Origin of the sequence: Paenibacillus shenyangensis, assembly GCF_000346635.1 — a bacterium.
GTDB classification, from domain to species: domain Bacteria; phylum Bacillota; class Bacilli; order Paenibacillales; family Paenibacillaceae; genus Saccharibacillus; species Saccharibacillus dauci.
Window position 1 is genome coordinate 93,350 of record NZ_AOIG01000019.1, and the last position, 24,128, is coordinate 117,477.

General features: G+C 50.0%; 19 protein-coding genes. 8 read left to right on the forward strand and 11 right to left on the reverse strand.

The window, feature by feature from the left end:
• The first annotated feature begins 3 nt into the window (after window positions 1-3).
• The 6 genes from efeB (at window position 4) to H065_RS0116275 (ending at window position 7,572) form a co-directional block, all read left to right on the forward strand.
• A complete protein-coding gene (gene efeB, locus H065_RS0116245) occupies window positions 4-1,356 on the forward strand; it encodes an iron uptake transporter deferrochelatase/peroxidase subunit (protein ID WP_017814143.1) in 1,353 nt (450 codons plus the stop codon).
• 199 nt (window positions 1,357-1,555) lie between these two features.
• Entirely contained in the window at window positions 1,556-3,412 is a 1,857-nt protein-coding gene (locus H065_RS0116250; protein WP_017814144.1) for an FTR1 family iron permease, read from the forward strand.
• A 404-nt stretch (window positions 3,413-3,816) separates the two neighbouring features.
• Window positions 3,817-4,677, forward strand: coding sequence for a MurR/RpiR family transcriptional regulator (locus H065_RS0116260; protein ID WP_017814146.1), 861 nt, complete (start codon window positions 3,817-3,819; stop codon window positions 4,675-4,677).
• 3 nt (window positions 4,678-4,680) lie between these two features.
• Entirely contained in the window at window positions 4,681-5,409 is a 729-nt protein-coding gene (gene nagB, locus H065_RS0116265; RefSeq protein WP_017814147.1) for a glucosamine-6-phosphate deaminase, read from the forward strand.
• Window positions 5,409-6,674: an N-acetylglucosamine-6-phosphate deacetylase gene (gene nagA, locus H065_RS0116270; protein ID WP_017814148.1), complete on the forward strand. Its 1,266-nt coding sequence runs from the start codon at window positions 5,409-5,411 to the stop codon at window positions 6,672-6,674. The genes nagB and nagA overlap by 1 nt, the downstream gene beginning before the upstream one ends.
• Before the next feature lie 328 nt (window positions 6,675-7,002).
• Window positions 7,003-7,572, forward strand: coding sequence for a DUF2569 family protein (locus H065_RS0116275; RefSeq protein WP_017814149.1), 570 nt, complete (start codon window positions 7,003-7,005; stop codon window positions 7,570-7,572).
• Between the two features lie 238 nt (window positions 7,573-7,810).
• On the opposite strand, the gene H065_RS0116280 is transcribed toward H065_RS0116275, so the two are convergent.
• The 6 genes from H065_RS0116280 to H065_RS26115 all read right to left on the reverse strand — a co-directional run bounded on the left by H065_RS0116280 (window position 7,811) and on the right by H065_RS26115 (window position 14,426).
• On the reverse strand, window positions 7,811-8,809 hold the full coding sequence (locus tag H065_RS0116280) for a DUF4340 domain-containing protein (RefSeq protein WP_017814150.1): 999 nt from the start codon (window positions 8,807-8,809) through the stop codon (window positions 7,811-7,813).
• 13 nt (window positions 8,810-8,822) lie between these two features.
• Window positions 8,823-10,232 carry a GldG family protein gene (locus H065_RS0116285; RefSeq protein WP_017814151.1) on the reverse strand — a complete coding sequence of 470 codons (1,410 nt, stop codon included), beginning with the start codon at window positions 10,230-10,232 and terminating at the stop codon, window positions 8,823-8,825.
• A gap of 5 nt (window positions 10,233-10,237) precedes the next feature.
• Window positions 10,238-10,957 (reverse strand): ABC transporter permease, encoded by a 720-nt coding sequence (locus tag H065_RS0116290; protein ID WP_026136289.1) that lies wholly within the window; start codon window positions 10,955-10,957, stop codon window positions 10,238-10,240.
• Window positions 10,954-12,084, reverse strand: a complete 1,131-nt coding sequence (locus tag H065_RS0116295) for an ABC transporter ATP-binding protein (protein WP_017814153.1) — start codon at window positions 12,082-12,084, stop codon at window positions 10,954-10,956. The genes H065_RS0116290 and H065_RS0116295 overlap by 4 nt, the downstream gene beginning before the upstream one ends.
• Before the next feature lie 237 nt (window positions 12,085-12,321).
• Complete coding sequence (locus H065_RS0116300; protein WP_017814154.1) at window positions 12,322-13,116, reverse strand: hypothetical protein; 795 nt, start codon at window positions 13,114-13,116, stop codon at window positions 12,322-12,324.
• A gap of 272 nt (window positions 13,117-13,388) precedes the next feature.
• Window positions 13,389-14,426, reverse strand: a complete 1,038-nt coding sequence (locus tag H065_RS26115) for a DMT family transporter (protein WP_017814155.1) — start codon at window positions 14,424-14,426, stop codon at window positions 13,389-13,391.
• Window positions 14,427-14,539: 113 nt separating this feature from the next.
• Here H065_RS26115 and H065_RS0116310 point away from each other — a divergent pair, with 113 nt between their 5' ends.
• Window positions 14,540-15,430 (forward strand): LysR family transcriptional regulator, encoded by an 891-nt coding sequence (locus H065_RS0116310; RefSeq protein WP_017814156.1) that lies wholly within the window; start codon window positions 14,540-14,542, stop codon window positions 15,428-15,430.
• Window positions 15,431-15,788: 358 nt separating this feature from the next.
• On the opposite strand, the gene clpB is transcribed toward H065_RS0116310, so the two are convergent.
• The 5 genes from clpB to H065_RS0116335 all read right to left on the reverse strand — a co-directional run bounded on the left by clpB (window position 15,789) and on the right by H065_RS0116335 (window position 22,462).
• Window positions 15,789-18,437, reverse strand: a complete 2,649-nt coding sequence (clpB, locus tag H065_RS0116315) for an ATP-dependent chaperone ClpB (RefSeq protein ID WP_017814157.1) — start codon at window positions 18,435-18,437, stop codon at window positions 15,789-15,791.
• A 195-nt stretch (window positions 18,438-18,632) separates the two neighbouring features.
• Window positions 18,633-19,613, reverse strand: a complete 981-nt coding sequence (locus tag H065_RS0116320; RefSeq protein ID WP_017814158.1) for a DnaJ C-terminal domain-containing protein — start codon at window positions 19,611-19,613, stop codon at window positions 18,633-18,635.
• A gap of 214 nt (window positions 19,614-19,827) precedes the next feature.
• Window positions 19,828-20,277, reverse strand: coding sequence for an Hsp20/alpha crystallin family protein (locus H065_RS0116325; protein ID WP_017814159.1), 450 nt, complete (start codon window positions 20,275-20,277; stop codon window positions 19,828-19,830).
• Between the two features lie 997 nt (window positions 20,278-21,274).
• On the reverse strand, window positions 21,275-22,231 hold the full coding sequence (locus H065_RS0116330; protein WP_017814160.1) for an acetylxylan esterase: 957 nt from the start codon (window positions 22,229-22,231) through the stop codon (window positions 21,275-21,277).
• A gap of 15 nt (window positions 22,232-22,246) precedes the next feature.
• Window positions 22,247-22,462: a hypothetical protein gene (locus H065_RS0116335; RefSeq protein WP_017814161.1), complete on the reverse strand. Its 216-nt coding sequence runs from the start codon at window positions 22,460-22,462 to the stop codon at window positions 22,247-22,249.
• Between the two features lie 321 nt (window positions 22,463-22,783).
• Between H065_RS0116335 and H065_RS26120 the strand changes: the two genes are divergently transcribed.
• Entirely contained in the window at window positions 22,784-24,007 is a 1,224-nt protein-coding gene (locus H065_RS26120; protein ID WP_152425920.1) for a DUF418 domain-containing protein, read from the forward strand.
• The last annotated feature ends 121 nt before the right edge of the window (window positions 24,008-24,128 follow it).

Here is a 24,128-nt window from a genome sequence, read left to right on the forward strand (position 1 = left end):
GACATGAGTAAGAAGAAAAACGATGAACAACAACTGAATCCAACCCCTGATGCCGGACAGGAGTCTTCTTCCCTGTTCCGCAAGCCTGTGAGCCGCCGCGATATGCTGCGGCTTGCTGGCGCTTCCGGTGTAGGGCTGCTGCTGGGCGGCTCGGGCGCTTTTGGTATTATGGCAGCGACCGGAGCAACCAAGCAGCCCGCTTCCGACAAACCGGGTAGTCCGGATAATGTGACTACCGGTATACCGGATGCGAACCGGTATGACTTTTATGGACAGCATCAGACCGGGATTACGACACCGAGTCAGAATTTTATGTGCTTTGCTTCCTTTGATCTGACCGTCAGTGATGCAGCCGGACTAAGAAATCTGCTGCAGGCATGGACGCGGGCTTCCGCTTCCCTGATGGCCGGCAAACTGCTGGATGGGCAAAATGAAAATCTGAATCTGCCACCTGCCGATACAGGCGAAGCGGCAGGACTCATGCCTTCGCGGATTACAATTACGTTTGGCGCCGGTCCAAGCCTGTTTGACCATCGCTTTGGTCTAGCGGGCAAAAAGCCTGCCGGCTTCGGCGATCTGCCTCCTTTTAACGGGGATAATCTGATGCCGGAATGGTGCGGTGGTGATCTGGGAGTGCAGATCTGCGCGGACGATATGCAGGTCGCTTTCCACGGGATGCGCAACCTGATCCGGATCGCCAGAGGTTCGGCCGTGCTTCGCTGGAGTCAGGAAGGCTTCCAGCGCTCGACCGAATCTGATCCGAACAAGGCGACACCGCGCAATCTGATGGGCTTCAAGGATGGTACCGCTAATCCAAGTGTGCAGGACGCGGCAATGATGAACGAAGTGGTCTGGGTACAGCCGGAAGACGGAGCAGGCTGGATGACTGGCGGCTCCTATATGGCCGTGCGACGTATCCGGATGCGGATCGAAGTCTGGGATCGCTCCAGCCTGTCCGATCAGGAGAATACATTTGGCCGCTACCGAGTCAGCGGTGCACCACTCGGCTCGCAGCATGAATTTGACCGCGGCGATATGGAAGCCAAGGACGCTTCCGGCAAACCGGTGATTCCGATGAACTCCCATATGCGTGTAGCGCGCGGAGACGGCAAAATGCAGATTCTGCGCCGTCCCTATTCGTATTCGAGCGGTATGGATAATACGACAGGACAGCTGGATGCAGGACTCTTTTTTATCAGTTATCAGCGCAGTCTGGAGAAGCAATTTATTCCCATGCAGCAGCGGCTCGCCCAGATTGATGCGCTGAACGAATATATTCAGCATATCGGCAGTGCTACTTTTGCCTGCTTCCCCGGCGTTCGCCAGGGCGGATATATCGGCGATACCCTGCTGTAAATCAACCATCAGCCCCATGCCAACATACACGACTGTATAACAGGCTGTGCTATGGAACCGTGTCTTCGTTCATTCGCTCACAGGAGTGGACGAAGACATTGCTATATCTATACGTCTGCAAATCCGTATCTACCAGACTATATGTACATTCAATAATAGAAGAAGTTTTTATTTTTACGAGGAAATGAGGAATTCGGTTATGCGCAATACCGCCTGGTTTATCCGTCTTATCAGCTGTACCTGTCTGCTCGTGCTCGCGATCGGACTCAGCCCGGCAGCTTCACAGCCATTTGTCTATAACTGGCTGACTGCTGCACCGATTATGCATGTAGCGGCAGCCGAAGAAGCGCCTACCGCAGACAGTCTACTGCCGGTTGTCGGCAGTGCTCTCGTCGATGCCGGTCAGCAAAAATGGGCCGATGCTTCACAGGAACTGGACACATTCGCTGCAGGTTGGGCATCGCTGGATACATCGGCAGCACCTCAGCAGGCCGCTGAAGTGAACACCGCTCTCCAGGCTGCCCAGCAAGCCCTGCAAAATGCCAAATCCGCTCCTGATGCATCCGTCTCTGCACTCGGTACACTTGCCCGTGCCGTGAACAGCTATGCAGAAGCAGGGAATGCCGGTACTGCCGATTCCGCTCAGGGCAAAGGCCCTTCTGCCAAAGGCACACAGGCGGTTCGTATTATCCTGCCGCTCGCCGATCAGACGATCGGGCATATCAAGCAGCAGGACTGGACAGCCGCCCAGACCAGCTACAAGCAGATTGTCGATGCATGGCCGGATGTGGAAAGTGCGATTCGTGCGGATAATTTTACGGTCTACAGCCAGCTGGAGACCAAGATGAGTATGATCCGCGTCTCCCTGCAGGCCGATCCGCCGCGTGAGGAACAGGCACAGAAAGAGACCCAGGCGCTAATCGATCTGCTAAATCACTATCTATCCGGTGAAGTAGCCGATACCGCTCCTGCCAGCGGCAGTGTACGCTTGACCGATGCGGTTGCCCTGCTCCAGCAGGTGCAGACAGCGGCAGGTCAGCAGGATGCAGCAACCGCTACAGACCGGATGCAGCAATTTATTACGATGTGGCCGCTGGTGGAAGGCGAAGTACAGATTTCTTCCTCCACCACTTATACATCAATCGAGAATGAAATGTCCGAAGTGCAGGGCTATCTGGTATCCAGTCCTCCTGCCTGGGACAAAGCCAATAACGTATTATCGACGATGCTGGGCGAACTGACACCGATCACCTCCAAAACTTCCTATACCGCATGGGATGCAGCCATCATCTTGCTGCGTGAAGGTCTGGAAGCGATCCTTGTACTCGCTGCCCTGCTCGCTTATGCCAAGCGCAGCGGCAGCCGTCAGGCGGGTCGCTGGATCTGGTCGGGCGCGCTGTCCGGTCTGATTCTCAGCGGCGTGATGGCAGCCATCTTCGTGTATGCTTTTGCCCAGATGGCGACGAGCGGCAGTACACGTGAGATGATTGAAGGTATTACCGGACTGATTGCTGTTGTACTGATGCTCAGCGTGGGCAACTGGCTGCACCAGAAGGCCAATCTACAAAACTGGAACAGCTATATTGCCAGTCAGGTCAGTGGCGCACTTCAGCGTGGCAGCCTGTGGTCACTGGCGGCTGTATCCGGACTTGCAATTCTGCGTGAAGGTGCCGAGACCGCCATTTTCTATATCGGTATGGCTCCGGCAATCGAACTGTCCCAGCTGCTGCTCGGGATCGGGCTGGCACTGGTGATTCTGATTATTGTAGCGGTACTCATTATCCGCTTCAGTGTGAAACTTCCGGTGCGTCCGTTCTTCCTGACCGCGACTGTGCTGATCTATTATCTGGTCTTCCGTTTCCTCGGGGAAAGTATTCATTCCCTGCAGGTCGCCGGACAATTCCCAGCGCATAATGCCTCCGGATTGCCTTCGGCAGGATGGATCGGCATGTATCCGACCTGGGAGACCTTTATCCCGCAAATGATCGTGCTTCTCTTTATGCTGTGGAAACTAATTCTGCCGGAATATCGCAAATATCGTCAATCCGCTGCCTGATGTCGATAGGACGATGAGCAAATCGATCAACGGTTAATTGATACCTGAACAGTACAATATAATAAGCAGCTTAACCACTATTTGAATATTCAAAAGCCATTCTGTTGATCGATACAGCGATCTGCAGAATGGCTTTTTATATGGGTCGTATCCAGAGATTTTCCGGGTATTATTTTGCTGAATATAAGCGCTTTTTCATGCCTCATATATTCCTTTATTCTTTTGTCCAAAATGTATTGCATTCCCTATGCTCCTCGGCTATGATGGACTCAAAGAAAATTATTTTCCTCCATTCATCTATAATATAAAAATTATTTTCACAAACTCCTTGATGTGCTTTTACAATGATTTGACCTTTATGGGTTGAACAGGTACGTTCTTATCTCAGGAAAGGAGGAATCCGTATGTCTCCCATTTTGCATGTACTGGAGCAGGGACTGGACAAATTGTCTCCACAGGAACGGAGGCTCGCGCATTATATTTTGCAGCAGCCTTCCTCCGTTATCCGGCTGGGTATTACACAGCTGGCGAACCAATGTGGCATCAGCCCCGCGACAGTAACACGCTTTTGCAAAACATTCAATTTCGAAGGCTTTCCCGATTTCAAAATGAAGCTGGCCGGTGAGCTCGCACAGCAATCGGTACCTAGCTCGTATCAGGATATTATCGCCGGCAATCCGCTGGCCGAGATCGTCAAAGCGATTGAGTCCAATCATGTCACCTCGATCAACGATACGACCCGGCTGCTGAATCTGCCCAAGCTGGAGCAGGCCATCGGCTATCTGACCCGGGCGCGGCGAATCGATCTGTACGGCATCGCCACTTCTTCCATTGTGGCGCAGGACTTTTACCAAAAACTGATCCGGATCGGCAAGAATTGTACCGCCTTTGCGGACTCTCATATGCAGATCACTTCCGCCTCCACCCTGTCTTCCGAAGATGTGGCGCTGGCGATCTCGTATTCCGGCGAGACGCGGGAGACGATCGATGCACTGACCTGCGCCCGCGAGAACGGCGCTACCGTCCTGTCACTCACCCAGTACAGCTCCAACCCACTGGCTGCAATGGCAGATATCTCCCTGTTCGCTTCTTCTCTGGAAAAAGGTGTTCGGCGTGGCGATATGGCTTCCCGGATTGCCCAGCTTCATATTATCGATATTTTGTTTACCGGTATGATTAGTGCCCAGTTCAATGACTCTGTCAACAAGCTGGAGCTGTCTTATAAAAATGTGCGGCGCTACCGCAAAGACTCAGGAGGGTTATGATCCATGGTTAATCTCGTCAAAGTAAGCAAGCAAGAAGATTTTGGTAAAGTTGCAGCGTATATCGTATCCAGTCTCGTGCAGACTTCCCCGCGTGCGGTGCTTGGACTCGCTACCGGCGGTACGCCTGTCGACCTGTACAAAGAACTGATCAACATTTTCAATCAGGGCGTCATCAGCTTCTCCAAAGTAAAAACATTCAACCTCGATGAATATGTGGGGCTGCCTGCGGATCATCCGGCTTCCTATCGTGCATTTATGAACAAGCATCTATTCGATCATATTGATATCGATATGGACAATACGCATGTACCAAACGGACAGGCTGCCGATGCGGCTCAGGAATGCAGTCGCTACGATGCCATGCTGTCCGAATCGGTGATTGACCTGCAAGTACTGGGCATCGGACATAATGGCCATATCGGATTCAATGAACCGGCGGACCAGCTGATGCCGGGAACTCACGTGGTCGACCTGCTGCCGGAGACGCGCGAAGCGAACGCACGTTATTTCCAGTCGGTGGATGAAGTGCCTGCACAGGCGATCACAATGGGCGTAGGTACCATTATGAAATCACGCCAGATTCTGCTGATGGTACGCGGCGCAGACAAAGCCGAGATTATCCATCGTGCGCTGACCGGTCCAATTACAACGCTGTGCCCTGCTTCCCTGCTGCAGCTGCATCCGAATGTGACGGTGCTGATGGATGGAGAAGCCGGGAGGTTGTTCGGATAATGTCTACTCCTACATCAGGTTCAACATCAGCGACGTATCAGATTATTAATGGCCGGATCGTTACACCTACGCAAATTATCGATAATGGCGTTGTGCAGGTAGAAAGCGGCATTATTCGTTATGCAGGAACAGCTGCACAAGCACCCGCATTCCCGTCTGCGATTGGTGGAACTGTCCAGCAGATGGATAATATGAAAAACGATTCGGATGTTTCCACACCGGATGGGATGACTTACGATGCAGCTGGCGGTCTTGTCGTGCCGGGATTTATCGATATACATGTGCATGGCGGAATGGGACAGGACTTTATGGATTCGAATCCCGAAGTACTGGATACAATCACAAATTTCCATGCCAGTCAGGGAACGACAGCCATTCTCGCTACGACAATGACTGCTCCGCATGATGATATCGACCGGGTACTGGAGCAGGTGCATGCCTATGTGCAGGCTGACCAAATGCCCGGCGCTCAGGTAGAAGGTGTTCATCTAGAGGGTCCCTTTATCAGTCCGCAGTGGCCGGGCGCACAGAATCCCGGACATATCGTACTGCCCAATGTAGAGTGGCTGGAACAGTGGCATGCCGCTTATCCCGGTCTGATCAAGCAGCTCACCCTGGCACCGGAACGCGAAGGCGCGCTGGAACTGATCCGCTGGCTGCGGGAACATCAGATTACCGCAGCAGCCGGCCACACCGATGCAACCTATGAGCAGATTATGGATGCAGTCGATGCCGGTCTGAATCATGCGGTGCATACCTTTAACGCCATGACACCGCTGCATCACCGCAAGCCGGGCGTCGTCGGTGCAGTGCTGGGTACACCTGCCATTCATGCCGAGATTATCGCGGACGGTATTCATGTGCATCCGGCTGCGGTTGCTCTGCTCGCCCAGCTCAAGCAGGATCATAATCTGATTCTGATCACCGATGCCATGTCGGCAGCCGGTCTGGGTGATGGGGACTATATGCTCGGCGATCAGCCGGTCAAAGTCATCAACGGCGTCGCTACCCTGCCGGAAGACAGTGGTACTCTGGCAGGCAGCCGCCTGACCATGATCGAAGGATTCCGCTTCCTGATCGAAAAGGCTGGATTGTCCATCCTGCGCGCTTCCGAAGCTGCCAGTGGCAACCCGGCACGCCAGCTGGGGATCTATGACCAGACAGGCAGCCTTGAAGTAGGTAAGCGCGCTGATATTCTGGTACTGGACGAACAGATGGAACTGCAGCAAATCTTTATCAAAGGTCGTAAATTTAAAGCTCAGTAATTGGCGCTTTTTATACCAAGGATCAAATTTATCCTAACAAAAAGCATCCTCAGCCTGAGAGTAGAAATAAACTGTTCTTCTTATTCAATTCCATATGACCCGCTCCTTGCTATTTACCTATCGCAGGGAGCACCTACATATCTTCCCAATCTGCGCATAGTCTGATATTGTACATTAGAGTCATAATGCCATCAAAAGGATATGCACTGCCAGCGAAGCATTTACCGTAAGTAAAAATTAACTGTAAATGAAATATTCACTGTGAATCCAGCATCTGCACATCCAGGCTTCACTTTACCAAAATAAGCAATGAGAAAGGAATCTGCACATGAGCAATTATCAACCTCCGGGTCCTTCACAGGAACTGGCACAACCGCCCGTACCACCCCCGTATCCACCGATGGGAGGACCTGCTGGAGGAATGAACGGCGGTTACTATGGTCCTCCGCCGCTGACCGGACTTGGCGGATGGCTGGTACTTTTTCAGATCTGTATGTATTATTATTTGTTCGCTTCCATTGTTGCTTCAGCAGGCGGGTTTATTCTGCTGGCTATGGCTTATGCCAAAGCGGATGTATATGACCAATTGACCCAGACCATGCAGATCTCTGGCGAATTGTATCAGAGTTTGTTGACATTTACGGTGATCTACACATCTATCGCGGCTATCTATCTGATCGTGATCCTGATATGGTTCTACCGTAAAAAACGCATACTGCCCAAGCTGGTGCTGGGATTCTGTGTGCTGGATGCGGTTGCGATTCTGGCAACTTATTTTATGTCACCGTCCCAACTCAATACCAGTATAGTGAGTACAATTATTCATCTGCTGGTTCTGGCCGCCTGGGTAGCCTACTTCCTGCGTGCACGCAGAGTGAAAAATACATTTGTTCGCTAAGTGAATGACAGCATCTATGCTGGAGTAAGGAAGAGACTGACGATTAGATAGAATACGACTTCTTTTTCTCTGTTCTTCGCATAAATAACAAAAGCTCCGATGATTCTGTTTAAAACAGAGATCATCGGAGCTTTTGCATATTCCAAGCGATGTTCGTGCTCAATACTATTGACGCGTTCAGTAATGATTATATCCACTCATTTATCGATAACCCTATCAGGTCACTCACGCTAATCGGTTACTTGGTCTGATTCGATCCCTTGGCAGATTGTGCCGCTGTGGACAGCTGATCTGCCGAGATTCGGTATGCCCATTTATTCTGCGGATCAGTGATCCAGACATACTGCTTGTCACTCGGGTCCTGCCAGCCTTGATAGCGCTCGGTCGCTCCTTTGCCGTCTACGGTCAGGGAGACGCTGAGTGTCAGCACATTGCGATACGACTTTACCTGCGCTGCCGGTACAGGCAACTGGTCGGTCGGCGTATTTTTCACCGCGTCGGTGATACTGGTGCCCTGATCATCTGTGATCGACTTGCCATCCAGCGTCCAGGTATCCTGTGCCGGATCCGCTATGTTGGGCTTATGCTTAAGTGTCCAGTTTGCTTGCGGCTGAGTGCTGCTCCATTTCAGCTGTATCAGCTGGTTATCGTCCCATCCGATCGGCGTAGTATCGATAAAATGAAACGCATCTGCCTGCAAATCGGTTACCGTTTGCTGGGAAAGCTGAATAATAGAGCCATCCTTTAACTGCGCATAATAATACCCTTTGGTCGGCAGCTCATCACCAATAGCGAGACTCAGCTTGCTGCCATTCCTGCTCTGCACCGTAAACACAGGCGTATTCTTATGAATACCGTATTTGGACGTATCTGACGGCTGTTCCTCGACCGTACCATGGATTGTTGCCGATTGGAGAGCCGTCAGCCAATCCTGAATCGTATAGGGATTGATCGGATAGGCTGCCGGTGAAGTCATGCTCCAGGTCTCTCCTTGTTTATCCAACTGTACCGTTTGCGGCTGAACAGAGGAAGCCGCCTTATTCGTCGCAGCAGCGGCACTGTCGGAAGAATTCGTTTGAATATCGATACGGTCAATCTCCGATATATTCATCGTTAATAATCGGGGATCTGCCGCCGGTGTATCTTCTTTTTGAAAAAAGTTCTGGGAATAGGCGTATCCTGCAGCAGCTGCCAGAATCAGCAGCAGAATAATGGAAGGCATCAATTTTCGGATCATTCTTTTCCCTCCTTTACCCTCTGCGGCGTCTCCACCAGAGGAATACACCAATAGCAACTAACAGTAGCGGCAGTACAATAACAGTCACCATAAAGATGGTCCGTGCCTGTGACAGCGTCAGCTCCGCCGTCTTGTATTGTTCTTCGACTCTCGGACGGATCGTGACCTGACTATCGTTACCGACCAGATCATTTACACTGTTCAACACAAAGTCCAGATTGCCCTGCTGACTGATCGACTGGTCCATCATAAAGGTAGAACCGCCAAGAATAATTGCTTTGGTCTCACCTTTGGTACTGCTGACTGCATAACCCAGATCAAACGGGCCTGCCAGATCATTACTGCCGCGCTCGGTGCGCGATTCCAGCAGCCCGGACAGATCGGTCTCGCCATAACTATTAGACGATGAGGTCAGCAGCGGCGTCACTGTCCAGCCTTCTTTGCCTTCCTGCTTGAGCGCAATCGACAGGGACATAATTGTGTACAGATCGCTGGCTGCCAGCTTGTTCGTAATCGCATGATTACCGTATTCCGGTACAATCGTCAGCGGATCATACAGGGATGTATCTTTCGGTTCAACCGCAACCGCATGGGTATCGGTGATACCGTAGGTGCTCATGAGCGAATCCAGATTGGTCCAGCTGGTCTTGGCCTTTTCGTTAAAGCCAAGCGACAGGAACAACTTGCCTCCGCCATCCAGATATTGACGAATGACCTTGGTCTCTGCGTCACTCAAATCCGTCTGCGGTGCGATAATCATGAGTACACTTGCATCCTTGGGTACAGCGCCCTGCTGCGCGAGTGACAGCTCGGAGACAGTAATATTCTCACTTCCCAGCTCACCGGCCAGTACGCTGATTGTACTTGTATTGAATTCATTATGCCCATTCAGCAGATAAGCTTTGTACGTTTGGGATGATGTTAATGCCACCAGCCCGGAAGTAAGCTTCTGCTCGCCGCTGAATTCGTACGAAGCACTTGCCGCTTCCTGTTCGGTCGATCCATCGGCATTGCCAAAGTTGAACATGCCCTCTACCGGTATCAGCTTGGTCTGTTCCCCATGCTTGAATACCACCGTACTGCCGGTCACTCCATACTGACGGGCCAGTTCGGGATTTTGCAGAAGTCCGTATTCTTTGACTTCCAGCTTGCTGTTTATTTTGTGATACTCATTCAGTAGATCGGTGACCTGGCGTGTATAGACCTGTGCATCACTCGGATCGATAAATACCATGGCCTCTACCGGGTCTTTAATATTTTGCAGCGTAGTAATCGTCTGATCGGACAGCGTATTCTGCCGATCCTTGGTCAGATCCAGCTGGAACGTGCCCAGCGAATTCAGGAATAATGTCAGGACGATAAAAATACCAATTGCCGCGACGGCAATAACAATAGCATTGGTGCGATATATCCAGTTTCTCATTTTCATTACCTCCACCGCTTCCGCTCAACAACCTGGATGCTGAGGATAAGGAATAAGGCTGCCAGAGTGATATAGTACAGAATATCCGGTCCATGCAGCACACCTTTGATCAGATTGGTGATGCGGCCGGACAGGGAGAATGGAGTCAGCCACTGCTGCAGACTGGAAGACGGGGAGTTCGCCAGAAATGAGTCCATCAACCACAATACCAGCAGCAGTACAAAACCGATCACTGCCGATACCATCTGGTGCTGGGACAGGCTGGAAGCAAATAATCCTACCGCCATCATCGCTGCGCCCATCAGAAATACACCCAGTACGGACAGCCACAACAGCGGCAGATTCATCGGGCCGAAAAAGGACATGACGAGTGGATAGATCAGGTTACACAGGACCAGTACAACCAATAATCCCAGCGAAGCCAGATACTTGCCAATGACTATCTCGGTCGCGGTGACCGGTGATGTCAGCAGCAGTTCATCGGTTCCCTGCCGCAGCTCTTCGGACATGAGCCGCATCGTCAGTAGCGGAATCACAACAAGCAGCATAAACAGCGTATCGCCGAGAATCAACCGGTAATCCAGAATACTCGGCTGGTACACAACAAAGCTCACGTAAAACATTATACTCGACAGCAGTACATAGACTGCTATCGCAAAATAAGAGGTTGGACTCAAAAAGTATGACTGCAGCTCCTTGGAGCAGATCGCCCACATTCTTCTCACTTGGCGTCATCCTCCTTGTTGTGCGTGGTAGCAGGGATTTCGCCGTCTTTAGTCTTGCTACGATCGGTTTTCGCTGGCTCCAACGGTACCGTTTCTACATCAGCTTGTTCTTCTTTGACAGGCTCCGTCCCGGATGAAATCACTGTAGGACCGGCATCTGTAGAACTTATGGATTCAGACGGATCATTATCAGTAGTCAGTTTGACGAACACATCCTCCAGACTGAGGCGTTCCTTGCGCAGCTCCAGAATCGGAACACGTGCATCTGCCAGCAGCAGAGACAATCGCTCACGGAAGTCGGTATCATCCGTGCCCTGCAGCCGCAGCTGAATCGATTGAACCTGCTGCTCTTCCTCTGTACTGCTCAGATATTCCGTGTTTACATTCTGCCAGTTATCCAGCAATCGGCGCAGCTTGTCCGGACGGGTCTTCACCTCCAGCAGTACCTGGAATTTCTCGTTCAGCGATTGATCCAGCTGATTGGCATTGCCATCCATTACGATCCGTCCGTCATTAATAATGAGCACCCGGTTGCACAGGGTACTCACCTCCGGCAAAATATGCGTGCTGAGCAGTACGGTATGCTGCTCGCCCAATTCACGAATCAGCTGCCGGATCTCCAGAATCTGGTTCGGGTCCAGCCCCGATGTCGGCTCATCAAGGATAAGCAGATCCGGCTGGTGAATAATCGCCTGGGCCAGTCCGAGACGCTGTTTGTATCCTTTGGACAGGGAGCGTATAATTTGCCGCTCTCTTCCCTGCAGACCGAGTCGGTCGATCATCTCACTAATACGAAGTTTTTGCTGTCTGGCTGGTACATCCCGCAGATCAGCGACAAAGCGCAAATAAGAGTTCACCGTCATATCCGGATAAAGAGGCGGTGTCTCCGGTAAATAACCAATTTTGGTTCTGGCCTTGCGGGACGGCTCGTGCATCGGCAGACCGTCAATCCAGATCTGGCCGGATGTAGGCTTCAAATAACCGGTAATCATCCGCATCGTCGTTGTTTTCCCGGCACCATTGGGTCCGAGAAACCCGACAATCTCTCCGCGCTGCATTTCAAAATCAATTCCGTCCACACTGCGCCGCTGATCAAAATACTTGCTGACTTGTTGGACCTGAAGCATGGTATCATTCCCTCCTGCGTGATCATACACAGAGCGATCCGCCGATCGCTCCATCATCGTGCTGCATATGCCTGTCTATGCAAAAATCCTTCTTACTATAAAGGATAAAGTATAAATTCAGCTTAAAAAAGCATAAATGACAGCTTAAAAAGTATTTACCTTGTAACGAAGCGCCTTCTACCCCGCTTTGCTTCCTTAGTCTGCAAGATACCTATCAGGCTGATTCGTTTGTTCGACCTAGGCAGAAGCCAGTTTAAATACCACTTCTCCACCCTGATAATGAATCGTTAACAAGTTTCCGCTTAGCTTGTAATCATTAATCGTTTGAACTTTATTGCTCTGCTCATCATATACAGTAACTTGTGTCGTATAGCTACCGTCTGCCTTTCCCGGGAGTTCGCTCACTCCGGCATACATCTGATGATGGTCATCTACCCCGTAACTGTATAAGCGCCCACCTGTGGAATGAAAGTCCATAATTCGGGTATTGCTGCGCGGATCGTCTACTTCCATGACCCATGCTTCTTCTCTGATCGGCTGTGCGCCATCGTCGAACGAGGATGCTGTATGGTAAATAACATGATCCTGCAGCCCCATCAACCGGGTTACTATCACTTTGGCCTGCCCATTATTCAGAGGCAGCGTGAGTATTTTTTGCGAATTCTCTCTGGATACGTGAGGATCGTTAGTATTGCTCAGATATAAAGTGAAAGGCTGATCTGGCATATAGACCGGAGCGGCCTCTGTCCCTTTTACCAATGTCATCGGAGGAGCAGGTATCCATACAATTCCTTTGGCAGTAGCAGCAACATAATGATAAGTCCTGGTTGAAGGACTGGTAAGCGGAAGCGTATATGTAGTGCCGTTACTCTCAATTGTGGTAGCAGCAGGAGAAGTTCCGACTGAATCCGAATGAACTGGCTCGGCAGATGAGATGGTAGCAGAAGGCTGCACAGCAGCGGTACTACAAGCCGAAGTCAGGATCGAGCACGTTATTACCGAGCAGCAGAACATTATTTTTTTGCTTATCATTAGGAGACGCTCCTTTGGTATGGTCTGATTGCTATTGGGATGCCATAGTTATAAATGGTATAGACGATTGGCTTCATGTATAGAGTAACATAATGAACGTTATAGATAAGGACAGAATAACAAACTATAAAAAGAGCTGATCCTGCGTATATGCAAAATCAGCTCTTTGGGTATGAAGATCGATTGATTTGTTTTCTGTTGATACTATTTAAATCGTATAATTTCCGATAATATCGACTGGATATGATTTGCGCTCCTATTTTTCGCTTGGATCAGGAGCGATTGTCACAGGCCTGCTTAACCGGTACAACAATGGTTCGTTTGCGATTCACGAGGCCGATTCCGACCGCGATCATGACCAGTCCGATCAGCAGCGGCAGGGTTACCGATTCTCCCAATAGGATTACGCTGAAAATATTCGCTATCACCGGAATCGCAAACGTATAAGAGCCTACTGTACTGGCTTCGCCGCTATCCATTAATTTAAAATAAACCAGCCAGCCGGCAGCAATCACAAATACGGAGATAAACAGCAGAATCCCAATAAACGAAGACGTCCAGTGAATATCGCTCCAGCTTTCGGTTCCCGAACCGATCACACTCAGCACGATTCCGCCAATGAGCAGCTGTACAGTTACCGTCCAGAGTGAATCCAGTTGAGCGCTTTTCTTTTTCATATAAATGGTACCGATCGCCCAGCAGAGTGCAGAGGCTACAGCCAGTCCTATCCCCAGCGGCGACAGATTGCCTTCCAGTCCTCCGGAGCTGATCACAGCTACACCAGCAAATCCGAACAACAGTCCGACCACTTTGAGCACAGACATGCTCTCTCCCAGCCACAGCCAGGCAAACAGACTCAGCAGCACTGGCTGCAGAAAGACAATCGTCGAGAACAATCCTGCCGGCAGATAGCCAATTCCCACTGTCTGCAGTCCGTAGTAACCGATAATATTAAAGATAGCCAGCACCGTATATATACGCCAATTGCGCTTCCACTGGAGTTTCTCCCGGTGACGCATAGCGATAAACAGCAGAAGCGCTCCTCCGATCAGCGTACGCAGTCCCGAGAACAATATGGGCGGTACTTCCGGCAGCGCCAGCTTGGTCAGCGGCCAGTTGATTCCCCATACCATTACCAGAAACAACAGCAGCAGCAATGTTTTGCGCGGCGCTGTACCTCCCGATTTACCTGTCTTATAGGCACCGACCAATATACTGCTGCCGGATACCATCATTTTGTGCAGTGGCTGCGCATGTCCTGAATCGGACAAGTGACTGCCTGTTCCACCACCTGATGAGTATTCATCCATCTCCGTTCTCCCCTATCCATATGTTAAAATTCATATATCTATATTTTTAGCTTATAACGTTTGGTATGATAAATAAAATGAATCTTTCGAATAAAGGAGATAACTTTATTGTTATGACGATTACACAGATTATGGTTTTTGTTCGTGTTGCCGAGACGCTTAACTTTACACAAGCCGCCCAGGAACTGCATATGACACAGCCCGCAGTCAGCCATGCGATTGCCAGTATTGAGAATGAACTGGATGTACAGCTACTGCTCCGGGATCGTAAAAAAGGAGTTCTGCTCACAGAAGTCGGTCAGCGGGTGCTGCTGGAGTTCCGCTCGATTCTGCAAAGTATGCAAAAAGTACAGCAGCAGGTCGCCGCCGAAAAAGGGCTGGATATCGGGACGATCACGATTGGCGCTTTTCCTTCGGCATCCGCCTATTTCCTGCCCCCGATCATTCATCAGATCCGTCAGAATTATCCCAATCTGGTCTTCGATCTGCAGGAAGGCTCCACCAATGAAGTGAGGGACTGGGTACACAGCCGCCAGATCGAAGCCGGACTGATTCTGCTGCCCGATCCGCTGGTCGATACAATTCCACTCTATTCCGACCAGATGATTGTACTGCTGCCGGATGGTCATCCACTGCATGCCCAGAAGCACATCTCGATTCGTCATCTGGATGGTCAGGATATGATCCTGTGCAAAGGTGGGCATGAAGTCGCTATCATGGAAGCCTTCCAGCGTGAGAAAAGCCAGCTGCATATCAATTTCACTACCCATAATATCAGCACGCTGGTCAATATGGTGCGTCAGGGACTTGGTATTGGTATCGTATCCGAGCTGGCCCTGTCCATGTTCCCTCATGAATTGACCGTCCGGGAGGTATCTCCGCAGATTACGCGCCAGATTGGTATTGCAGTGCCCTCAGTAAATAATGCGTCGCTGGCAGTGCAGCTATTTATACGGACAGCCAAAGAGCTGTTTGCTGCGGAGACTGCAGCTGATAAGGTCTGATCCAGGAACTGCGGCTGATAAGGTCTGATCCCGAAATGACCGTCATGAAGATTCACATTGATTCTGCAATTCATGCAGTCTTATAAAATGGATGGAATATTCAACTACTGTTACTGAAATATAAAAGGACCGCTCAAATGAGCAGTCCTTTTGTGCGTTGTATCTGTATATATTACATTGGTTGATATAATAAAAATTTAAGATCTATTTTACAATATTGCTGGATACACCCGTTCTCGATCCCACGATTATCCGCATCTACTCAACTTCCATTTATCTAACGCCAGAAATTCCTAACTACTATGCGATTGTGTTGGTCAGGATAAGCAGCTTGCTTCCTTTGACTTTGCTCATATGTTTAAAAGGTTGCCAGCGGCTCCTCAGGAGCAGTCGCTGGTATTGGCGCGCTGATCACTACAGTCAGTTCGCCATGATCCACATCCACCTGTACCACGCAGCCCGGAGCTGCTTCGCCGGCAATCAGTGCACGGGCAACTCGTGTCTCCAGGGCACGCTGGATAAATCGTTTCAGCGGACGGGCGCCATAAGCCGGATCGTACCCTTCATCTGCAATCAGCTGTGCAGCGGCATCCGTAAGTTCCAGTCCAATCTGCCGATCCGCCAGTCGGGTACGCAGATGATCGGCCAGCTTGAACACGATCTGACGAATCTCTGTACGAGTAAGCGGTTTGAAAATAACAATATCATCTACCCGATTCAGGAACTCCGGACGGAAGTGCAGATTCAGTTCGCGCATTACGGTCGAGCGAATATTTTCACTGATCTGCCCTTCCTGTTCCATCCCATTCAGCAGATGGATCGACCCGATATTCGATGTCATAATGACAATCGTATTTTTAAAATCGACCATCCGGCCCTGCGAATCGGTCAGGCGACCATCGTCCAGCAGCTGGAGCAGCAGATTGAATACATCCGGGTGAGCCTTCTCCACTTCATCCAACAAAATCACCGAATAGGGCTGACGACGTACTGCTTCGGTCAGCTGACCGCCCTCCTCATAGCCTACATATCCCGGAGGAGCACCCACCAGGCGAGAGACACTGTGTTTCTCCATATATTCGGACATATCAATACGGATCATATTCTCTTCCCGGTCAAACAGGGATGAAGCGATCGCTTTGGCCAGCTCGGTCTTGCCGACACCGGTAGGGCCGAGGAACAGGAAAGAACCAATCGGGCGATTGGGGTCCTTGATCCCCGCCCGTGAACGAATCACCGCATCTGCGACCAGCTGCACCGCTTCATCCTGACCGACAACGCGCTCATGCAGTACTTCTTCCAGACGCAGCAGCTTTTCCCGTTCGCCTTCGACCAGACGACTGACCGGCACACCGGTCCAGCGGGAGACAATATCGGCAATCTCTTCATCAGTCACCGCTTCGCGCAGCAGGCGGCCTTCCTGATCCTGATGAGCAGCCTCTTCGGCGGCTTTCAGTTCACGTTCCAATCCGGGGATAATACCGTAGCTCAGTTCGGCAGACTTATTGAGATCATATTCTTCCTGGGCTTGTTCCAGATCGAGACGTGCCTGTTCCAGCCGCTTTTTGAGAGTATTTACATTCTCGATCACTTCTTTTTCCTGTTCCCAGCGGGTTCTCATCTCCAGCTGTTTTTCCTTAAGATCGGCCAGTTCGCGCTGCAGAATAGCCAGACGATGCTGGCTCAGTTCGTCGGTCTCTCTTTTGAGCGCAGCTTCTTCGATTTCCATCTTCATGATCCGGCGTGTGACTTCGTCCAGCTCTCCAGGCATAGAGTCAATCTCGGTCCGGATCATCGCACAGGCTTCGTCAATCAGATCAATCGCTTTGTCCGGCAAAAAGCGGTCCGAGATATACCGATCGGACAGCACTCCCGCAGCTACAATGGCACTGTCGTGAATCCTCACGCCATGATGCACTTCGAACCGTTCCTTGAGTCCGCGCAGAATCGCAATCGTATCTTCCACATTCGGCTCGCTCACCAGTACCTGCTGGAAACGTCGCTCCAATGCAGGGTCTTTCTCGATATGGTTGCGGTATTCATCCAGCGTAGTCGCTCCGATACAGTGCAGCTCTCCCCGTGCCAGCATCGGCTTGAGCATATTCCCTGCATCCATCGACCCTTCTGTTTTGCCTGCACCGACGATGGTATGCAGCTCATCGATGAACAGAATAATTTGACCATTACTTTGCCGGACCTCACGCAGTACAGCCTGCAGCCGTTCCTCAAATTCACCTCGATATTTGGCACCGGCGACCAGAGCGCTCATATCGAGGGAGAAGATCATCTTGTCTTTGAGTCCTTCCGGTACATCCTTGCGCACGATCCGGTGAGCCAGCCCTTCGACGATGGCTGTTTTGCCGACACCCGGTTCGCCAATAAGCACTGGATTGTTTTTCGTTTTACGGGACAAAATACGAATTACCCGCCGAATCTCGTCATCCCGTCCGATCACCGGATCGACTTTGCCGGAACGTACTTCGGCGACCAGATCACGGCCATATTTCTCCAATACCTCATAAGTCGCTTCCGGGTCCTGGCTGGTCACCCGCTGATGACCGCGAATCTCGGACAATACCACCAGCACCGCTTCCCGGTTCAGCCCATGACGGTGCAGCAGATCACGCACTTCCCGGTTACCGGGATCATTAACGGAAATAAGTGCGAGTACCGCGTGCTCGACAGCGACGAATTCATCCTTCATCTCCGCTGCTTCCTGTTCGGCCTGATTCAGCACCTGCAGCAGTCCTGCCGAGGCATACCGGCTGACAGCAGCCGCCCCACTGACACTGGATCTGCGGCGCAGCAGTTCATCATTTTGCTGGCTGATTACAGTCGCTGGCAGATTCATTTTGTGAAGCAGTCGTGGCAGCAGACCTTCCTGCTGCTCCAGCAGCGCTTTGAGCAGATGAGCAGGTACAATCTCCTGATGCCCCATGGATGTTGCAAGTGCCTGGGCAGTAGCGACGGCTTCCTGTAATTTATGTGTTAATCGGTTGTAATCCAACACGGTTCCCTCCTGATTATCTCAATTTGGCTGTTCTCAATCGCCAATATCCATCTAGATAAATATAGTGCATATTTTTGTTGAGCATAGGAATACAGAGCACTCGCTATGCCAAACGACGGCACAATGTCAAATTCAAGCAGAGCCGGACATGGACTGTACCGACCCTCCTGCTGTATTTGACTGTTAGCGAATCTATGATTTGCGCCGTCTCATCTGCGCCTGATAGCGGCTCGACGAAGCCAACTGGCGGTATAACTCCCGTTCCTGCTCGCTGATACCGGATGGCACCACAATCTCTACATCCAGCAGCACATCGCCATAGCTGCCGTCATCACGCTGCAGACCACGGCCCAGGATGCGTAGAATCCGCCCGGACTGAATACCGGATGGTACCTTGACCCGGACCCTGGACTGGTCGGGCAGCAGTACATGGGCATCCGTACCGAGTACCACTTCCCATGGAGCCACTTCCAGTACGCCTTGCAAATTACTGCCATCAAGAGCATATACCGAATGAGGGAGAATACGCAGGGTAATCAGCAGTTCCTCATCGGCATCGATACCATTACTGCCAGTACCGCGAATACGGATCGTGCTGCCCTGCGGAATACGCTCCGGGATCTTGATCTGTACGCGCTTGTCTCCGAGCCGGATCGGTACATGGTCGCCGCGATAAGCCTGTTCCAGTGTGATATCCAGCTTGGCACGGGTCGTCCGCAGCGGAATTCCGCCTGTCCGGCTGTCGTTGCTAAAGCTGGCATTACCCGCCGTATTGGAGAAGAAATCATAATCCTTCATCCGGTCACCGAAAAACATATCAAAAAAGTCTTCATCTAATCCGCCGCCTGTACGATATTCGTAACTGGTACTGCCGGAGGTTTGGCTGTCTTCCGTTCGGGAAGTATTACCGGACTTGGGTCCAGCATTTCCTGTATTGGATTGATACGCCTGGCGCGCCGATTCGTATTTGAGCTGATCATCGTATTTCTGCCGCCGGCTCTCATCTCCGAGCACTTCATACGCTTCTGCAATTTCCTTGAATCTGGCTTCTGCCTCGGGGGCTTTGTTGACATCCGGGTGCCACTTTTTGGCGAGCCGCTGGTACGACTTGCGGATATCCTGCCTGGAGGCGCCGGGTTCCACTTCCAGTTTCTGATAATAATCCCGGGGCATCTATTCTCCCTCCTTTCCATATATATGAATATAGAAAAGGTGCATTATAGCGGTCAGGAACTACAATGCACCTTTATGATCTACAAAGGTTGTGAATTATCTATTTTTTGTACGTGGATTGATTAACATATCATTGTTATTCTACCTATTTTTAATCCAATTTACCAGTAGGTTAAACACTGCATATTCCTTTTGTCTATGCCATCCTCAGTGATTACTCTCCCGACTGGATCTCGATCCGGCGGCCTTCCGGGCGCTGGCGTTTGGGGATATCCAGCTTCAGCAGACCATCCTTGAGCGAAGCCTGAATATGATCGGCATCAATATCTTCCACATAAAAACGTCTTACGTATTCGCCATGACGGCGCTCTTTGCGTACGACCTGACTTTTGCTTTCATCCTCGGCGCTGGTTTCTTCATGATGCACCGCTTTGATAGTCAGATAAGGCGCCGCATAGTCGATATCAATATTTTCCTTGGTGAATCCAGGCAGTTCAGCCTCCACCAGATAGGCATGATCCGTCTCGCGAATATCAGTTTTGAACGACAGGGTCGACGACTTTAATGGTGCAAAAAATTCATCATTAAACACATCATTGAAGGATTTCATCAGCTGACCCCAGGACTCTTCACGACGTTTACCAAAAGGAACCAAATCAAACATAAAGCATCCTCCTCCGTGAGTATTGATTTAAATATACAGTTGGTGAAATATAGCTATGAAGATGAATCATGGCGATCAGTGAAAGGTGATGTAACGCGCTTCGTTTGACCTTCACTGACCTTACGACTTTATTATAGCCTCTACTGAGGAGAGGTTCAAAAGGGTTTAGCGTTTATTTCAGGCTGTTATTGCTGATTAATGCGGATTAGAGGTAATTAGTTACGTTTTTCTGATGATCTGACCTTTTTTGACCTTATTTTGGTATTGGGGTGGATGAAGAGGGTGTGTGGGAATTGTGCGGGATAAAGGTTGACCACTCCGCAAAGAAATAAGGGCACGTCCTCGGGTGGAGCCCAGGAATCTACGAAGTGGGATAGAATGTAGATTCCCGGGCTCCAAAGTCGTCCTTTGCCCTTATTTTCTTTGTTGCGTTCTGTGCTTGTTGCTTCATTTACCGATACATATGGCTAATAAGTTCATTTTTCGCGCGATACATCATTTGTATGTTCGATATATTATTTGTATGTTCGATATATTATTTGTATGTAGAATACATCTTTTTTTACATTCAATACATCTTTTTTATGTCTGATACATCAATTCCACGTATGGTACATCATTTTAAATAAAGCGGTGCAACAAGGCACTTTGGGCTTTATCTGAGCTCCCTGCACAGAGCGGAGCAAAGAGAATTCTGCCAACGACCGACATTTAAGAATGGAGATCGACCGCTACAAGCGGTTGTTCGGGATCTCCATTCTTAACCGGAGGGAGTGGCAGAATCTCTTTGCGCAGCAGAGCAGCTTCACTCCTCTCCCGCTTCTTCCTCTACTCCCTCTACTCCCTCTACTCCCTCTGCAATAAGCACCACCAATCACTCCACGGCAAAACAGCAGCATGCGATCACACCGCATACTGCTGCTGCCAAATCGATATATCCTATTGTCGCGTATAACAATTTTCTGTTGATATACAGCAATTTTCACTACAGCAACTGTCAGCCGAAATGCTGCTGAATGAATTCCATTGTACGACGGTTATGATGCGGACTGACATAATGACCGTCAAACGGGTAGACTGCTATATCCTTTTCCGAGCGAATCCGGTTGTAGGCAGCGAAGATGGTCTCCGGCAGGCAGATCGTATCCTTTAGTCCACAGGAGACAAGCACCGGAATCTTGATCCGGTCCGCCAGATTGATCATGTCAAAGTAGCTCAGTGTCTCCAGCACCTGATTAAAATGCTGCGGATAACGGCTGACGAACTGGGCAGCTTCCTTGAGCGAACTCTCCGAATTCAGGATGCCAAAATCCATGTGGCACATATTCGGAATATTCGCTACCGCTATCGCCGGAATCTCGCTCAGCGCCGAAGTGATTAACACCAGTCCGCCGCCCTGGCTGCCACCATACGTAGCAATCCGGCTTGCATCTACACCCGGCTGGGCGGCTGCCCATTCGATGGCTTGGAGAGCGTCCACCGTGATCGCACGATAGTAAAATGTATTCTTGTCCAGAATACCCTGCGACATCCAGCCGGAGCTCATGCCGAACTCGGATAGCATGCGGCTGCCGGTCTCCCCGCCTTGTCCCCGTACATCGATCGCGAATACGGCGTATCCCATGGATACCCACTGGGCATAATCTTCGGGGTAGCCTTTGCTGCCGGCATAACCGTGGAAAATAACGATACAAGGCAAAGCTGTATCTCCTGCATCTGCCGGACGAACATACCAGCCGGACAGCGGAGTATCATCGAATCCTTCGTAGGTTACCCGATAAGAACACACAGCTTTCATTGGAGTTGGGCATTCTTCCATCGAAGCGGAAAGTGGTTTGTTGTGGAACTGCTGCAGCGTCTGCTCCCAGAACTCATCCAGATCTACAGGCGAAGTCAGCATTGGCGCATACTGCTCCAATTCGCGGACTCTTCTGGCGATAGCGTGACTAATCATAGGACATAGACTCCTTTATTTATTAAGATTAACAATCCAGCCAGTGATCATACGGAAGCAAAAGCTGAAAATAGCTGCCGGAATGATTAACGTGATCAGCGTAATGATAATACTCAGCGCACTCACCGAACCAGGATGGTTTCGGAACTCCAGAATCACCAGCAGGATCGCCATAATAACGTACCAGGCAATAAAATCAGACTTTCTAAAATTGGATTTGATCCAGTTCATTCTCATACCCTCTTCACATGTAATAAGCCTGCATTATTACGGCAGGCCCAATACGTAAATGCTAACAATAAAAGCGCTTGATTACAACCTATTCCGCGATATATACGTCTTTCTTTTGACAGATAAAACTCGTGAAAAAATCCATAATATGCAACATATGGTAGATCGCTGCGTATATGTACCTTAAGCCTGTTCCGCATCCCTATATCTTCTAAAAAAATCGTGCTGCATTGGTGTAATTGTAAACGGAATAGACCCAGCAAAAGACAGGCGCTAAAAACCGCCGATCCATCTCATCCTAGCTTAAAAAGGAGGGCTATAGTGTACATAACCAATCGAAGATTGAAAATGATCGACGCCATGCGCGGATTCTCCCTGCTCGGTATTATCCTCGCCAATATGCTGATTTTTCAGTATGGTTCCTGGGGAGCAATTGATCTAAAAGAATCCGGCTTCTCCACAGCGGATCAAATTGTGAACGAACTGCTGGAGGTGCTGGTTGTCGGCAGTTTTATGCCGATATTTGCTTTTCTGTTCGGCTTTGGCATTATCAAGATGAAAGACAGTCTGGAAAGCAGGCAGCTTTCTCCGTATCCTTATTTGAGTCGACGCTTTTTGCTGCTCATGCTGATCGGCATGCTGCATGGATTTTTTATCTGGGAAGGCGATATTTTAACGTACTATGGATTATATGGATTTGTACTGCTGCTGTATATCCGCTGTCGTCCACGCACACTGCTGATATGGACGATCGCCGGATTCAGCCTGATGCTGCTGTTTGGTGTACTGTCTCTCTGGATATCCACTCCCGAGACTGCGCTTACCGAGATGGAGCGCAGCTATCATCTGGAGACGCTGCATGTATACAGTATGGGCAGCTATGCGGATATTCTCGTACAGCGTAATATGACGACGCCTTTTCTGGATTTCCCGCTGGCTTTTATCTTGATCTTTGTGCTGGTTGGCATGACCTCGCTATTGTATATTCCTTTATTCTGGCTGGGTATGTACATGGCGCAAAAAGACATATTTAATGATCCACAGAGCAAATCCAGATTATATCGTAATGGCATGCTGATCTTCCTGCCTGTTGGTCTGATCAGTAAATCCATGATGGTCATCATGCCGGTACTGGATTGGGAGACGTTTTCACTCCTGTTCGGCGGACCGATCCTGTCGATCGGATACATTTTTGCTTTTGCCTGGCTGTACCTCAAATGGCAATCAGCCAAGTGGATGAATGGATTCATCGCAATCGGCAAGCTGTCACTCACTAACTATCTACTGCAAAGCATCATTTGTATGACTATTTATTATGGTTATGGATTGGGTCTGTTCGGACAGCTCGGCATTGCATGGGGAGCGTTGGTAGCTGTACTCATTTATGCCCTCCAGTTCGTTCTCAGTCCGCTGTATTTGCGCAAATACAATTACGGACCGGTGGAAAAGCTACTGCGAATGTGGACGAATTGGTCCCGGAGCGGTAAGCTGCCTGCGCAGCCTCCGGTACGTGATCAGGCACAACCGGCTGTACGACATCTGTAAGCTGGATCTATGATACAACCATAACCAACTAGATAATTGCTCACCAAAAAGGAAGCTCGCCTATGGAGCTTCCTTTTTGGCTATGTCCATCTATAAGAGTCATCTTCTCCAACGTTGAAAA